Genomic DNA, 15651 nt, shown 5'->3' on the forward strand with positions numbered 1-15651 from the left:
AAGGAAATCTTATGAAAGCAATGATCATAAAAAGTTTTGGCACCTCAGAAGTATTTGAAGTTGCAGAAATTCCAAAACCAGAAATAAAAGCCGGCTATGTTTTAGTTAAAATCGAAGCAACAAGTGTGAATACAGTGGACACTATGATCCGCCAGATGGGGGCCGACTTACCTCTTGCACCAGAACTACCAGCGCTTTTAGGTATGGACTTTGCCGGTACAGTTGCAGCGGTTGCTGAAGGTGTAACTGAGTATGCAGTTGGCGATGAAGTATATGGCTGTGCGGGTGGGTTAGCTGATTTACCCGGCACTTTAGCTGAATATATAGTGGCCGACGTTAAGCTAATTGCTAGAAAAGCAAAAAACCTAAGCATGCGTGAAGCGGCTGCTATTCCATTAGTGGGGATTACTGCTTACGAAGGACTGATGCGCGCCAATACAAGTAAAGGTCAAAACGTTTTGGTACAGGGTGGTTCGGGAGGTGTAGGTCATATCGCAGTACAATTGGCTAACTACTTAGGTGCTAATGTGTTTGCTACAGGTGGCGGCGATAAACAACTAGCTTTAATTGAAAAGCTTGGCGCTAAAGGTATTAATTACAAAACTGAAACAGTCGAAGAGTACGTGGCTAAACATACTGCTGGTGCCGGTTTTGATGTAGTGTTTGATTCTGTTGGTGGCGAAAACATGCTTAATTCATTTAATGCCGCAGCCTTAAATGGGCAAGTTGCTTCAACGGTTTCTTTGGTGGAATTAGATTTGAGTGTGGCGCATTTTAAAGGGTTATCATTACATGTGGTGTTTATGTTGATCCCTATGCTGCATAACTATAAGCGTGAAGTGCATGCTCAGATCCTCAACAAATTAACTGAAATAGCAGAAGCCGGTGCGTTACGCCCAGTGTTAGATGAACAACGCTTTAGTTTAGAACAAGTGGCTCAGGCACACGACCGACTAGCAAGTGGTCAAGGCATGGGTAAAGTGGTTATAGATATAAATTAATGGCTAAACAGTGGATGTATTAAGTATTTGCATTGCTTGCAGTAAAGTTGCAAAGCTATCTTGAATTTCCAGTAAGGCCTATTCATTTAGGCCTTCCAATTTAAAGGAAAGTAACGTGAAAAAAACTATCTTAATTACTGGTGCAACAGACGGCATTGGGTTAGAAACCGCAAAATTGTTAGCCTCTGATGGCCATCACTTATTAATACATGGACGTAATAGTCAAAAGCTAGACTCAGTTAAACAGGTGTTAGCTGCGATCCCAGATTCAGGCACTGTTAGAAGTTACCTTGCGGATCTGTCTGATCTTTCGGAGGTCACAAAATTAGTCACTGATATTAGCAAGGAAAATCAGCACCTAGATGTCCTTATCAATAACGCAGGTGTGTTTAAAACTAATCAGCCTATTACAGCTGCAGGGCTAGATGTGAGGTTTGTGGTTAACACTATTTCACCCTACATGCTTACCCAAGAGCTACTACCTCTATTAGGTAATGGTGGCCGAGTTATCAACCTTTCTTCAGCGGCGCAAGCACCAGTAAACATTCAGGCTTTGAGGGGAGAAGTTAGCCTTAGTGATGACATGCAAGCTTATGCACAAAGTAAATTGGCTATCACTATGTGGAGTAATATCATGGCGCAACAAACTAAGGCGGCTGGACTCACAGTTATTGCGGTCAATCCAGGTTCATTACTTGCGTCGAAAATGGTTACTGAAGGTTTTGGCGTGGCGGGCAACGATTTAGCCATTGGTGCTAAAATCTTACAAGGTTTGGCCTTAGAAGAAGGCATGTCGGAACATTCTGGAGAATATTATGATAACGACAGTGGCAAATTTGCAGCAGCGCACCCAGATGCCAGCAATTTGCAAAAATCTGCGGAAGTGGTGCAAGTAATTGAAAGCATTATAAAAAGAGTATAACAAGCAGAGGGGCAACTATGTTTTGGGAGCTGTGTTCGATTTCAAATAAAGCCTGTACGGGAGCTGAATATTTCTAAACCGCTATCACACGAAACACCGCTAGAAGCAGTGTTGATGACGAAAAAGGCATTAAGTGCCAGCCTGACCAAATCTCTGCTTTCTGCTGGGCAAAAAATCTATCAAGATATCGCCACTATGGCAGAAACTCAATCTGTTGAAGCTGTGGTTTCCTCGCTGTTGCCTGCACAAAAATACTTATCCCATGCATCGTCTGTAAACCTTAGTGCAATAGATGACCACGTGCTTGTGGATGCTTTACTAAGTGAAATCTCACTGGGCACTGCAGGTACTGAGATCCGTAAAATGTTAGGAAGTCATCAGGTGTTATGTGATGTTGATCAGGCGTGGATACGTAGGCAATATGCACCGCACCGCTATCCTCCTGAACATGCGCCTCACGGTTGGCATCAAGATGGTGCGCTAGGCTTTGATTTCCTCGCCTCGAGTGGCTCGAAACAAAAAGCAGAAGCGTTATTGCCCACTGTGACTTGCTGGATTGCATTAACCCATTGTGGAGCAGATGCGCCAGGCTTAGAGTTTGTTTCATCGGCTGTGAATGAACTCTTACTTCCCCATGAGTTGACAGTTAATAGTATCAACAGTCGATTTACTGCAGATTCATTTTGGCAACCACAAATGGACCCAGGCGATGGTGTGATTTTTCAAGGTAGCACGTTACATCGGACCCACGTGGTTAATAACATGCAAACCAATCGAACCAGTATTGAATTGCGGTTTGTGGCTAAACAACCTATTCCACCGCGCTTGTTAGGAGATTGTTTTGTTCCTTTGCCTGAGGGGAGAATTTAAGTGTAAATATTGGACGTGAATTAAGAATTTTTACTCGATAATGATAATACCTGAGTCTTTAGAAGGAGTGTAATGCACAAACTTATGGAAAAAGTTTTGATTTTCTACATCAGATAAAAAAGTATCTAATTTTTCCTTTAACATTAATCCCTGTGCTGTATTGGAAACAGCGAGAGAGCTGGGCACTAAGCCCATTTCTTTAAAGTATACATCCTTTATTTTGAGGGATTTAATGGTATTCATTGCCGCTACACCTTCGAATAAAATCACATTTAGGCGTCCTAGGGCTAACATTTTCACTAATTGGGTTAAATGACTCACTTCAACAAATTTTGTCAAAGGCACTTTTACTACTTCTGAAAGAAATTCTGCGTTTCCTATCAATGTACCAATACTGCCAGGCGGCAATTTTTCAATATTGAAATACTCTTTATCTAAGGAAAATAGATAAACATGGGTATTAATATGCCAATTGAGTTCGGTAGCATATTCATAGAAGTCGTGGGTTTCCAATTGAAAAGGTGTCATGCCAATGAGCTTTACGAGTCTATTCTTTAGGTTTTTTTTGGCTCTGCCATAGGTCATGATTTGGACGTTAAAATCAATGTTATGATTGGCCGAAAGTGCGCTAAGCATCTCGACTACCATACCACTGCCGTCTTCATTGATTAATGGTGGAAAAGGCTCAAAACCTACCTCTATTTCATCTGAGTTGACTATAGGGCTATATACAATCAATAGAAAAATCAAAGTGATATTACATAATAGTGCCAGTTTCCACATAAGCGCTTCCTGCGTGTTTTGTTTGCATTAAGATATAATCAGTTGAAAACACACACAAGGTTTTTATCGGCTAAATTTTAGGCGTCCTATTATTATTTCTCTTTATTTAACATGAACTTGACTTGTTCGACAATCAATTCACATGAAGGTAACACTTGATAACTTGCTGCCCCCAAAGGGATAAAACTATCATGGGCGGTAAGCCGAGCGATTTTTCGCTTTGAAACGTTTTTATCCTTTTCAAGCAGTAACGTTATTAATGCTTCGCTAATGGATCCTGTTTGGCGACATTCATCCACTATCAACACATTTTTTATGTTCCCAATAGCCTTAATAATGGCGGTTTCGTCAAGGGGGGCCAGCCAACGTAAATCAATCACGGTGCAATGAATACCTGATTCAGCTAGCTGTTTTTCAGCCTGACGACTCAGGTAATAACCGTTGCCGTAACTGATGATACACAGGTCTTTACCTTTGCCAAAACACCCTAACTGCCCATTTTTAATCGGCTTTGCTTCACTAGGGGGCACATAATCAAATGACCAAAGTGCATCACCTTCTTGATGTAAGTCTTTTTTCATATAGAGCGCAATGGGCTCAATAAAAATCACCACTCTTTGTTCTTCTTGTGCCAATCTAACGGATTCTCTAAGCATCTCCACTGCATCGGCTCCGTTTGAAGGGCAGGCAATGATTAACCCTGGAATATCACGAAATACTGCAAAAGAATTGTCGTTATGAAAATGCCCACCAAAGCCACGCTGGTAGGCTAAACCTGCGATCCTGATGACCATAGGATTAGTGAATTGACCATTCGAAAAGAAGGGCAGGGTAGCCGCCTCGCCGCGTATTTGATCTTCAGCATTATGCACATAAGCTAAAAACTGGATCTCTGGCATAGGCAAAAAACCGTTGTGGGCTAAACCTATTGCCATACCCAAGATAGATTGTTCATCAAGTAAAGTATTGATGATCCTTTGTGGACCAAATTTGTCTGCCAGTTTACTGGTGACGTTATACACGCCACCTTTTGCGCCAATATCTTCACCACACATGACTATATTTTTTTGCTGTGCCATTAAATCCAGCATGGTCCAATTTAATAATTTGGCGAGATGTTGTTTCTTAGTTAGGTTATGTTTTTCATGGCTGAATAACGCATCCCGCTGCGATTTAGATACTTTACTGAGGTATGGCTTGTTTAATTTAGGCGGGATAATACTGCGTTTTATTTGCTCTGCACTGGTTAGCTTAGGTTTAGTGATAACGGTTTGACTGATTTGTTCTACGCGTTTTTCTATATCTTTATATAAATCAATTATTTGCTGGCCTTTCAAACAATCATGTTTCAATAACAGTGCAGCACTAAATAACAAAGGATCGTGAGCTTCAGTGTCTTCAATATAGGCATTACTTCGGTAAGTAAATTCAGAGTCAGAACCCGCATGCCCAAGTAATCGCACGGTTCGCATATGCAAAAATACTGGCTTACGTAGTTTTCTGGCAATCTCAACCGCTTGTTGGCTTTTATGATAAGTGTCGAGTAAATCCAATCCATCACATTGGATATAATGTAAACCAGCCCTATGTTGGAAATTAGCTTGTACCCAACCTTTTGGTGTAGCGGTTGAGATCCCAATGCCGTTGTCTTCACATATAAAAACTATTGGGATTGGCACTGACTGGAAGGCAGCCCATGCCGCAGCATTGATGGCGCCTTGGGCGGTGGAATGATTCGACGAGGCATCACCAAAATTGCAAATCACCACGCCGTCTTTTTCTAATAGATTATCTACAGTCACTTTTCGCGAAAGGCTTATGCTGAAAGCGGTGCCTACGGCTTTAGGTAAGTGTGAGGCAATGGTGCTGGTTTGTGGAGGAATAAACAGGCTTTTACTGCCTAACACTTTGTGCCTGCCACCAGAAATAGGATCATCAGAAGAGGCTGCAAAACTCAGCAGCATATCGTACAAAGGGTTTTGATCAGGCACTTGTTTAGAGCGCTGTATTACAAAGGCACCACTTCGGTAATGCAAAAAAGCCATGTCATTAGGTCTAAAGGCTAAGGCACAGGCCGCATTACCCTCATGTCCTGCACTGCCAATGGTATAAAAACTCTGCCCTTGTTTTTGCATGACTCGCGACTGAAAATCTAGGTGCCGACTCATTACTTGTGATTCAAACAAGTCAATCAACTGAGTGTTCGACAAACCCACTTCTGCAGGTGTGAATGAAGAAGTGACAGTAGGTAAAGAATCAGACTCTATGGCCTCAATAATCTGTTGTTTAACCTTGATATTGCGATCTTGCATCATGTTGTTATATCCCAAATCTACAGCTTAGATAAAAGTCTATAAGCCATATTTTGGTAGGCTTAGATTTAACTTGAGCAAATCATAAGCATTATTTAGATAAAGGAATAATATTAATAACCTTCATTTGCTATAGTTTTTACCTATACCAAATCTAAGAGAAAATAAAGTGGATTTACGTGCATTGGAGTATTTTGTCGCTATCTATGAAACGGGTAGTTTAAGCGCGGCTTCAAAGAAAAAATTTGTCGCTCAGCCTTCCATATCTGCATCATTGAAGCAATTAGAACACAGTTTATCTACTAGCTTGTTTGTTCGTCATGCTAGGGGGGTAAAAGCTACCCATGCAGGTGAGCAACTTTATCCTTTAGCCAAACAATTATTGGGGCAAGCTAGCGCCATCCGCGACGTATTTAGCACAGACACCACTAAAACCCCTTTTAGATTGGGATTAATTAAAGGTTTAGGTGTGGCAAGAATGAGTGATTTGTTAGGCAGGTTTACTCGTTCTGTTGACTCATTAGAACTCACCTTAGTCTCCCAAGATGAACCTTGCCAGGCGCGGATTATTAGCCGCGACTTATTGTTAACCAAGGAACATTTTGTGCCCATGTGGCAAGAGGCATATCAATTGGCTATTCCTCTACATCATCCGCTAGCTTTAATCGACAGCCTTAGTATTACCGACTTACAAGGTTTGGCTTTTATTCAACGAAGTCCCTGTGAAGGCTGGGCGTATTTAAAACAAGCCCTCGCCAATGGGAATGTCAGCGTAGATACCAGAGCAAAAATACAAACCATTGAATATGCTTTAGGTTTAGTCAAAGCGGGACTAGGTTGTGCCTTTATTCCGGTATCCGACGATATAGTCAAAGACAAAAATATGCACTTTAAGTCTATCAACAACTTGTCTATTTCTCGGGAGATTGGTTTAGGTTACATGCATGATTCTGACACAGTGACAGTGTTGCAACATTTAGTGGGGGCAACTATTTCTTAGTCTAGTTCTGGTGTGGTAGATAAGGCCAATTGTAGTCGTATCAGCTCACTGCTGGTGGGGATACCAAAACGTAATGCATTTTTTTCATCGCATAAACGCACATAAATACCTTGTTGGCATAATTTGTCAAACAACACTTCAGCCTGTTGACATTTTACCGTTTGAAAAAGCATTGTGCCTGAGGGAGGCTGTTTAAAACGTTGTTGCAACAGTTTAGCGAGTTGCCCGCTATGCTCAGCGAGGAGATGGCGTTGTTTGTTTTGCCAAGTATTATCTATTAGTGCTTGTTGCCCAATATATTGGGCAGGACCATTAATACTCCATGGACCTAAGTGGCGTTTAAAAAGTGCGAGCCATGAATTTGCAGCAGCGACAAAACCTAAACGTAGGCCAGCTAATCCAAAAAACTTACCTAATGAACGCAGGATAATCAGGTTAGGACTGTCGATTTGATTAATAAAAGAGTGTTGCGGCGTACAATCCATAAAGGCTTCATCGATTATCAGTAGACCATTATTGACTTTTACTTGGTGAAATAATTCTGCAACTTGTGGATAAGAATAAAGCGTGCCACTGGGGTTGTTAGGGTTAATTAATATTACAATATCTTGAGTCTTTAATTGTTTAAGCTCTTCAATTTCTCTGTATCTAATGCTTGGGTATGCGGCGTTTTGCCATGCTTTGTGATGTTCTTGATAACCGACTTCAGGTAACCATACGCGGCTTGCAGCATAACCTTGCTGCTGTGCTATTTGAGGTATTAGCTGAATAATGACTTGGCTGCCAGAAATAGCCAACAAATTGTGGGTTTGGTAATAATCACGAGCAGCTGTTTGCAGTGCGTTACATGGTTCTGGTAAACGTTGCCATACATGAGAGGGTATAGCCGGAATTGGATAACTAAAAGGGGCAATGCCAGTGGATAAATCGAGCCATTTTTCTAATGGGATGCCATAGTGTTCGGCCATTTTAGTAAGTTGTCCGCCATGCACTAAAGGGTCCGAGAGTGTTAAAAAATCAGCCATAAAAATCCCACTGATAAGACTAAAATAATCCACCACCAACTGGCCTTTTTGACCAACTGGGTGCTGGCATAAATGTCAGAAACTTGTACTTTTCTACCTAACCCTAGAGATGAACCAGCTACAAGTTCACCATGATAACTTGCTAAGCCGCCTATGCTAAATTCCAATACTTGCGCGCCCACAGACATACACAAACCGCCATTTTGGCTTTTATATTGTTGGCTTTGTCGCCAGGCGCGGGGCAGTATTTTTGTTAACCTGTATAAGGGTTTAGCTTGTAAACCATAAGTCAAACAAGTAGCCCAGGCACTCAAGAAACCCAACAAGTCATCTAATCGTGCGGCGCACCAGCCAAACTGTAAAAAACGCTGGGTTTTGTATCCCCACATGGCATCCAAAGTATTAACGAGTCGATGTAAAATAACCAAAGGTGCACCGCCTAATAAAAAATAAAATAAGCTGGCTATCACGGCATCGTGACCGTTTTCTAACACCGACTCAACCGTAGCCCGGGTCATATCTTGCTGTGACATATTTTGTGTGTCGCGACTTACCAGATATCCAGTGAAGTGCCGCGCTGTTGCTAAGTCATGCTGTTGTAAAGGATGCAATATCTGCTCTGCATGTTGCGTTAGGCTGCGCTGCCCAATGGCCAAATACAATACAAAGGTTTCTAATAGCCAAAACGTCACACTGTGTTGGTTCAGGGTAAAAAAGAGCAGTGGCACAGGTAACACTAATAATAGGCAAGCAATACAGCCTATAATCCGGTTTTTGGAATGAGGCACTAGGTTACATTTTTCCTCGACAAAACTCGCTACTTTGCCAAAACCTACCAAAGGATGGTAACGCGGAAACTCTCCAAAAAATTTGTCCAGTATTAACGCGCCAGCCATCTGCAACGCTATCAAGAGCAGGTGGTTCATCGATTATCCAAGACAAAGTTATTTGCTTCTTTGATTAAACGTAAATGCTGGCTATTTTTCATGTGTCTAGGGGCAGACCAACTAGTTATTAAACAATCTATGGCATCACCGTGGCTGATAACTAAAAGGTTTCCTGTGGAGGGCGCTTGAGCCAGTACACTGAGTTGTTTCTCCATTCGCGTGCGTACCTGTGCAGTGGACTCAGCACCAGCACATGGTGCTAAATCAAGGTGTGAATAACAATGCTGTTTGAATTCTTCGAAGTCTGGCAATTGACTGATAGAGGAGCCTTGCCAATGCCCATAATGTCGTTCTTCCAATCCAGTTTGTATGGCAACAGGTACCTCAAGTAGTTGCCCACAGATCTGTGCCGTTTGTTGAGCGCGGCTCAACGACGAACTGATAATATGTGTAATCCCCCAACTCTTAGCGCTAATGGCTAATTGTTTAGCTTGTGTTTTACCTAAGCAAGTAAGGGGACTTTCGAGTTGTCCTTGGAGTTTTCCTTGGGCATTGTAGTGGCTCTGTCCGTGGCGACATAAATACAAAAATGTCCCTTTCAATGTGTGTTTAATAAAATTACCCTATCTGTCTACAGTATAAACCTAGCTCATTTGACGGCTGCTTTATTGGCAATAATGCCGCCTGGTTTTTATTGAAACCAAAGAGAGATACCCCACACTTAGTTTGTTTTTAACGCCAGAGGGAAGTAAAACGCTCTAGCAGTGTTGATTTGCTCACATAAAATCATCACTTCATCTAACATACGCATGGTCATCCGATGTACTTTGTCGGCATTAGGATGAAATATGAAGTTGTTTTTTACCGCCGGAACATGCTGCCATTGTCGCCAATTCAGACCGTCAGGGTTGTCTGTTCCCGTATGAGCCGGTTGGATAACGACTTGAGGTAGGGTGACTAACACCTGTTCTAGGCCAATAGAGGGATAATCGTCTTGGGCATTAGCAAATGGATTACTGGCACCACATAGCTCGAGCTGTTGTTGTGGCCAGGCTTTGTTTGCCACTGTACGTAATGGCCGTGACCACAATTCATAAAACACACTGACCTTTTGTTTCCCGCCGTAGCTTTGTCTTATTTTTTGAAGTTTACTTAGATAACCTTCGGCTACATTGTTGGCGACGGTTTCTCGACCTGTCAGTTTGCCTAACATGATTAATTCCTTGCCCACATCTTCTAAGGTTTGAGGATCGGAATACATCACTTTTAATTGGTACTTTTCTAGCCTTGCTAAATCATCCGACGGGTTGCCTGTTTTCCAGGCAATGATCACGTCAGGTTTAAGTTGAATAATTTTTTCGATTTGTAATCGGGCGTAATTACCTACCTGCAAAATAGCTTCAGCGTCTTTGGGGTAGTCGGCATGTGCCGTGGTGCCAATGATTTGTTCACCTGCTCCTATGGCATACAAAGACTCCACAATGTGCGGAGCAAGGGCGATGATACGTTGCTTTTGTAGTGAGTCATTACTATCAGTTTTAGCTATGGAGTAACTGGTTTGTAACGCAAGCGCCCCCAGTAAAAATAGATTTAAAAAATGACTTTTTAGTTGACTCACCAGTCAATACCTTTTTGTGCTTTGATACCGTTATCGAAGGCATGTTTGACCGGCCTTACTTCACTGACGGTATCAGCTAATTCGATAATGGAGCGATGGCAAGCGCGGCCAGTGATCACCACGTGTTGGTCTTTTGGCCTAGCGTTTAATGCCGCTAAAACTTCATCCAAGTCGATATATTTATAAGTGATCATGTAGGTGATTTCATCAAGCAGCACCACATCAATAGACGGGTCTTGCAGTAATTTTTTACTGTGTTGCCATGCTGCTTGAGCGGCTTGAATATCGGTGTCTTTATCTTGGGTTTCCCAGGTGAACCCCGTGCCCATAACATGAAACTCGACAGCGTTTTTTTCTAATAAATTACGTTCGCCACATTCCCAGCCACCTTTAACATATTGCACCACTGCGGCTTTTAAGCCGTGGCCAACGGCGCGGGCAATAGTACCAAAACCAGCAGTGGATTTACCTTTGCCATTGCCGGTTAATACCAGCAGTAATCCTTTATCTTCTTGGGCCGCTGCAATTCGTTCATCCACTTTGGCTTTTTGCTCTTGCATGCGTTTTTTATGGCGGTCGTTGTCTTTTTCATCAGTCATATTCTTACTCTTTACTTAATTGATTAAGGTTGCTATTTTTTTCCAGTCTAAATGCTGCATACAAGCATCTGCTAGTCGATCTAATTCACGCTCTTGTTGTGCTGCATAGGATTCCACTTCATCTGTGTCTGCACCCGCCCAAGCGAGTATTTGTTGTAAGGCCTTCGGTGAATCAAACATGCCATGTAAATAACTTCCCGCAACTTGGTTATCGTTACTCACGCAACCTTCAAGTTGTCCATCGTTTAATTCCACAAAAATCTGACTTCCCTCTTCTATTTCACTGTGCCCTAGATGTATTTGGTAACCCAACACTGTTGCTTCAACCTGTTTGCCATTTGCCCCTAGGCTAAGCTTTAATTTACCTTGACTATGAGTCAGCTGTTTTTCACTTTGTAGTGTGGTTTGTATGGGCAGATAACCTAATCCTTGTGAAGTACCCTTGCTGCCTTCAATTCCTCTTGGATCGCAAATGTTTTGCCCGAGCATTTGATAGCCGCCACAGATACCTAATACTTTGCCACCGTAGCGCAAGTGTTTGGCAATGTCTTGATCCCAAGCATGTTGTCTTAGCAAGGCTAAGTCTGCCCTGACATTTTTACTGCCGGGTAAAATAATCAGATCAGATGGCGGCAACTTTTGCCCTTGGCGCACAAAAGTTAAGGCTACTTGAGGGTGAGCTCGCAACATATCAAAATCGGTGTGATTGCTGATGCGCGAGAAAACAGGCACGGTAATTCGCAATCGTATGTCGTCTTGGTGAATAGATTGATTGGCTTGGATGGCGTCTTCTTCGGCGAGTTGTAAGTCCATCAAATAAGGTAATACGCCCAAAACCGGCTTGTTGGTACGCTGTTCTAACCAGTCTAAACCGCTTTGCAACAAAGCAATATCACCGCGAAATTTATTGATTACAAATCCCACAACGCGGTCCTGTTCGCTTTGCGATAGTAAATCTAGGGTGCCGACTAAATGGGCAAATACACCACCTTTGTCGATGTCCGCTATTAAGATAACCGGACAATCCACCGCTTCGGCAAAGCCCATATTGGCAATGTCACCTTCACGCAAGTTAATTTCTGCTGGGCTTCCCGCGCCTTCTACCACTATCACTTGATATTGTTGTGATAAGCGTTGATGGGAATCTAATACCGCCTGCATCGCCACTTTTTTATAGTCATGATAAGCCTGAGCTTGCATCTGACTAATGGCTTTGCCGTGAATAATTACTTGTGCGCCGGTATCACTGCTTGGCTTAAGTAATACAGGGTTCATATCTACATGTGGCGCTATTCCGGCCGCTAGCGCTTGTAACGCTTGGGCGCGGCCGATTTCTCCACCATCAGTGGTAACCGCACTATTTAATGCCATATTTTGTGGCTTAAAGGGAGCGACGTGATACCCCATTCGTTTTAGGCAACGACAAAACCCTGCAACTAAAACACTTTTTCCAGCATCCGATGTGGTGCCTTGGATCATTAAGCTTGATGCCTTACTCATGAATTATTCAAAATCAATGTCGATACGCCCAAAGTCAGCGGGCAGTCCAATAAAAGCCACACTAGGTTTGGCCTCTGGGTGAGCGGGAATAATAATCCGCGTTAAACTGGCGTAACCTATTTGTAATTGGCTGTACCAATCTCCTGCGCGCCAATCTGTGGGTAAAATATGCGCTAATATCTGCCTGATAACACCACCGTGACAAACCAATAAATTGTGCTGCCCAAGATGTTGTTGACTCAACGACTGCCAAGTTGACACCACTCTATTATGAAAGCTTTCTAAGGATTCACCTTGAGGTGGCGTGTTATGGTCAGGGTCATGCCAAAATGACGTCATTAAAGGCCAGTGCTGGGAATGGTCGTCAAATTTAATACCATCCCATTCACCAAAATCACATTCTTGCAGGCCAGCTTCAATTTGTAATGTTAGACCATGATCTGCAGCGAGTTCTGTAGCAAAATTTTGGCAGCGCCTTAGTGGCGAGCTAATGATGTTGTCGAAAATTGGCAAGCGATTCGTTTGTTGATACATCTGTTGCCAACCTTCAGGGCTTAACGCAACATCGGTTCGACCATATAATGCAGCCGGTCCATCAATTTGGCCATGGCGGATGATATCAAATTGGGTCTCGCCACACCGGGTTGCGTCAGACTGTGTGGCTTTTGATTGGTTAAGGTCCAGTGTCATTTTGTTGTATCTTTTAACGTCATAGGCAATCCTGCAGCGGTAAATGTGACTTTATCCACCAATGCTGCCAAGGCTTGGTTAAGCCAGCCCGCTTGATCTACAAAAGTACGACTCACTTCACCCATAGGAATGACACCTAGACCTACCTCGTTGGACACTAAAAAAATGTCACATTTAGATTTTTTTAGGGCGCTGAATAATTCATCAAATAAGGTTTTGAAATTTTGCTTAGGGTACTCAAATAATTGGTTGTTTAGCCATAACGTTAAACAATCAATCAGCAAAATTTGTTTCGGTAAAACTTCGGTTTCTGCCAAAAGTAAGTTGAGACGAAGTGGTATCTCAGCCACCCGCCAATAGTCGGGACGTTCAGCTTTGTGGATGGCAATTCTTTGGGCCATTTCTGGATCGATGGACGTAGCTGTAGCAACAAAAGTCACAGGTAAATTTGTGCTTTCGCTAAGTTGCTTCACTTGCTCTAAAGCAAAGCGAGACTTACCCGAACGAGCGCCCCCTAATACCAGATGTATCATCAATTAACTCCTTGTTTTATAATGTTATTTGTGAATTAGATAAAATAATAAAATAGATCAATAACTCGTGTAGTTGTTGCGCAGTGCCAAGGCAATCGCCGGTGTAACCATTAATATGTTTTGTCATCCAAAAGCGTAACCAGTACCTTAAAACTAAGGCTGCAATTACCACATAGGCAACTGTCCAAAAAGGCAACAAAATACTGGCCATTGCCCCGCTGAACAGCACAAACAACAATACTTTTAAGCTAAAAGGTCTAGCTAAAGGTTCACTTTTACTGGCACTGTTGGCGACTTGATTGGCCAGATAGGGCATGTCTTGCACTAGGCTAAGTGCCATGGCTCTAGACAGTGGATATGCCAGTAACAAACTCACTACTATCAAACCTTGTTCTGCAAGTGCGCTGAGCAAAACAAATTTACTTAGCAATGCCATTACTAATGCACAAGTGCCGTAAGTGCCAATACGACTATCCTTCATAATGGCGAGTTTGCGCTCTGATGTGATACCACCAAAAAAACCATCAAAGGTGTCTGCCAAACCATCTTCGTGTAATGCCCCGGTCATCAGTAGACTTACAATGATCAGTAAACAAATGGCCACCGAGACACCAACTAGAGGTGCAGTTACCCAGTAGACTGCAACTAAGCAAATCGCCAAAAGCCAGCCCACTAATGGAAAATAACGACTGGCTCTACGCATTTTACTAGGGCTGTATTGCAGGTTTTTGACCATGGGAATTCGGCTAAAAAAACTTAGCGCTAAACAAAATAAATTTATCTGGTACTTAAGCCAGTGCTTCATTTAGGTTTACTCATACTGTGACTTGTGCACTGTCAAAGGTGGCCATATTATTGTAGAAGTTACCGGCAACTCGCAGTAAAGGCACCGCCAACGCAGCGCCTGTGCCTTCGCCTAATCGTAATCCTAAATCCAGCATTGGCGTCGCTTTTAGTTCTTTGAGTAATCGCAGATGGGCATTTTCAGCAGAGCAGTGAGCAAACAACATAAATTGTTGTGCCTGTGGGGCAATACGAATGGCAATTAACGCGGCAACCGAAACTATAAAACCATCCACTAATATAGTTTTTGCGGCGCTAGCCGTGGCCAACATGGCTCCTACTATTTGGCCAATCTCAAACCCACCGACTTCCATTAAAGCTGCGTAGCTATCTAATGTCTCTGCTGCGTATTTTTGTTTCACTCGCTGCTGCGATAGGCTAATCAACTGGATTTTCTTAGCTAATTGTTCTGCTGTAATGCCCGTTCCTGCTCCAGTCGTTTGCTCCGCAGGTAAACCGGTTAACGCACTAAATAAGGCCGACGCAGCACTAGTATTGCCAATACCCATTTCGCCAAAACCTAACAGGTTAGTCCCTGTGTCTAATTGTAATTTAGCTGCTTTTTCGCCCATTATTAAACACTGCTGAGCTTGAACAGTAGTCATCGCAGCTTGCTTAGAAAAGTCAGCTGTACCAGCTCCGATAGGCTGGTTAATTAAAATGGGATGAGAGGCTTCGACTGGGGATAACATGCCCGCATCCACTACTTTGAGCTGAATATCTAAGCTGTCGCAAAAACAATTAATGGCAGCGCCGCCAGCTAAAAAGTTAGCCACCATTTGCCCAGTTACTGCACTTGGGGCAATACTCACTCCATTCGCGGCAATGCCGTGGTCCGCCGCAAAAATCATTATGCTGGGGTGATTTATCTGAATCTGTTGGTAATTGCCTGATAGATAACCTTGTGTCAGGCTTAAGTTTTTAGCGATGGACTCAAGTTGACCTAAAGCACCCATAGGTTTAGTTTTGGCATCGATACGCTGTTGGATCTCGGGCAGCCGAGTCTGGTCAAGTAGCGGTATATTCCAATACTCCGCGGTAAAAACGGCGGGCAATGTTAGGTTCATG

16 protein-coding genes are annotated in these 15651 nt (G+C 42.8%); 4 read left to right on the forward strand and 12 right to left on the reverse strand.

The features are described 5' to 3' along the window. Positions 1–11: 11 nt before the first annotated feature. The 3 genes from AAC000_RS21295 (at position 12) to AAC000_RS21305 (ending at position 2793) form a co-directional block, all read left to right on the forward strand. On the forward strand, positions 12–1001 hold the full coding sequence (locus AAC000_RS21295) for a zinc-dependent alcohol dehydrogenase family protein (RefSeq protein WP_339725699.1): 990 nt from the start codon (positions 12–14) through the stop codon (positions 999–1001). A gap of 115 nt (positions 1002–1116) precedes the next feature. Then, positions 1117–1923, forward strand: coding sequence for an SDR family NAD(P)-dependent oxidoreductase (locus AAC000_RS21300; RefSeq protein WP_339725701.1), 807 nt, complete (start codon positions 1117–1119; stop codon positions 1921–1923). Positions 1924–2037: 114 nt separating this feature from the next. Beyond that, positions 2038–2793: a phytanoyl-CoA dioxygenase family protein gene (locus tag AAC000_RS21305; protein WP_339725703.1), complete on the forward strand. Its 756-nt coding sequence runs from the start codon at positions 2038–2040 to the stop codon at positions 2791–2793. A gap of 30 nt (positions 2794–2823) precedes the next feature. Here the strand turns inward: AAC000_RS21305 and AAC000_RS21310 are convergent, their stop codons facing one another. Together AAC000_RS21310 and AAC000_RS21315 are read right to left on the reverse strand one after the other, a co-directional pair. Beyond that, positions 2824–3576, reverse strand: a complete 753-nt coding sequence (locus AAC000_RS21310; protein ID WP_339725705.1) for a hypothetical protein — start codon at positions 3574–3576, stop codon at positions 2824–2826. Positions 3577–3668: 92 nt separating this feature from the next. After that, a complete protein-coding gene (locus tag AAC000_RS21315) occupies positions 3669–5888 on the reverse strand; it encodes a thiamine pyrophosphate-dependent enzyme (RefSeq protein ID WP_339725751.1) in 2220 nt (739 codons plus the stop codon). 169 nt (positions 5889–6057) lie between these two features. On the opposite strand from AAC000_RS21315, the gene AAC000_RS21320 reads away from it, so the two are divergent. After that, complete coding sequence (locus AAC000_RS21320) at positions 6058–6888, forward strand: LysR family transcriptional regulator (RefSeq protein ID WP_339725707.1); 831 nt, start codon at positions 6058–6060, stop codon at positions 6886–6888. On the opposite strand, the gene cobD is transcribed toward AAC000_RS21320, so the two are convergent. The 10 genes from cobD to cobT all read right to left on the reverse strand — a co-directional run bounded on the left by cobD (position 6885) and on the right by cobT (position 15650). Further along, complete coding sequence (cobD, locus tag AAC000_RS21325; RefSeq protein ID WP_339725709.1) at positions 6885–7913, reverse strand: threonine-phosphate decarboxylase CobD; 1029 nt, start codon at positions 7911–7913, stop codon at positions 6885–6887. The genes AAC000_RS21320 and cobD overlap by 4 nt on opposite strands. Further along, positions 7898–8839 carry an adenosylcobinamide-phosphate synthase CbiB gene (cbiB, locus tag AAC000_RS21330; protein ID WP_339725711.1) on the reverse strand — a complete coding sequence of 314 codons (942 nt, stop codon included), beginning with the start codon at positions 8837–8839 and terminating at the stop codon, positions 7898–7900. The genes cobD and cbiB overlap by 16 nt, the downstream gene beginning before the upstream one ends. After that, positions 8836–9387, reverse strand: a complete 552-nt coding sequence (locus AAC000_RS21335) for a histidine phosphatase family protein (protein WP_339725713.1) — start codon at positions 9385–9387, stop codon at positions 8836–8838. Before AAC000_RS21335 ends, cbiB begins: the two co-directional genes overlap by 4 nt. A 134-nt stretch (positions 9388–9521) precedes the next feature. After that, positions 9522–10379 (reverse strand): cobalamin-binding protein, encoded by an 858-nt coding sequence (locus AAC000_RS21340; RefSeq protein WP_339725753.1) that lies wholly within the window; start codon positions 10377–10379, stop codon positions 9522–9524. Positions 10380–10414: 35 nt separating this feature from the next. Then, positions 10415–11017, reverse strand: a complete 603-nt coding sequence (gene cobO / locus AAC000_RS21345; protein ID WP_339725715.1) for a cob(I)yrinic acid a,c-diamide adenosyltransferase — start codon at positions 11015–11017, stop codon at positions 10415–10417. 15 nt (positions 11018–11032) lie between these two features. Further along, entirely contained in the window at positions 11033–12517 is a 1485-nt protein-coding gene (locus AAC000_RS21350) for a cobyric acid synthase (protein WP_339725717.1), read from the reverse strand. 3 nt (positions 12518–12520) lie between these two features. Beyond that, a complete protein-coding gene (locus AAC000_RS21355; RefSeq protein WP_339725719.1) occupies positions 12521–13207 on the reverse strand; it encodes a histidine phosphatase family protein in 687 nt (228 codons plus the stop codon). Beyond that, positions 13204–13740 (reverse strand): bifunctional adenosylcobinamide kinase/adenosylcobinamide-phosphate guanylyltransferase, encoded by a 537-nt coding sequence (cobU, locus tag AAC000_RS21360; protein ID WP_339725720.1) that lies wholly within the window; start codon positions 13738–13740, stop codon positions 13204–13206. Before cobU ends, AAC000_RS21355 begins: the two co-directional genes overlap by 4 nt. 16 nt (positions 13741–13756) lie before the next feature. Continuing rightward, positions 13757–14545, reverse strand: coding sequence for an adenosylcobinamide-GDP ribazoletransferase (locus AAC000_RS21365; RefSeq protein WP_339725722.1), 789 nt, complete (start codon positions 14543–14545; stop codon positions 13757–13759). Positions 14546–14555: 10 nt separating this feature from the next. After that, positions 14556–15650, reverse strand: a complete 1095-nt coding sequence (cobT, locus tag AAC000_RS21370) for a nicotinate-nucleotide--dimethylbenzimidazole phosphoribosyltransferase (protein ID WP_339725724.1) — start codon at positions 15648–15650, stop codon at positions 14556–14558. Position 15651 lies beyond the last annotated feature (1 nt).

It is taken from the genome of uncultured Paraglaciecola sp. (genome assembly GCF_963977085.1).
In the GTDB taxonomy this organism is placed as follows: domain Bacteria; phylum Pseudomonadota; class Gammaproteobacteria; order Enterobacterales; family Alteromonadaceae; genus Paraglaciecola.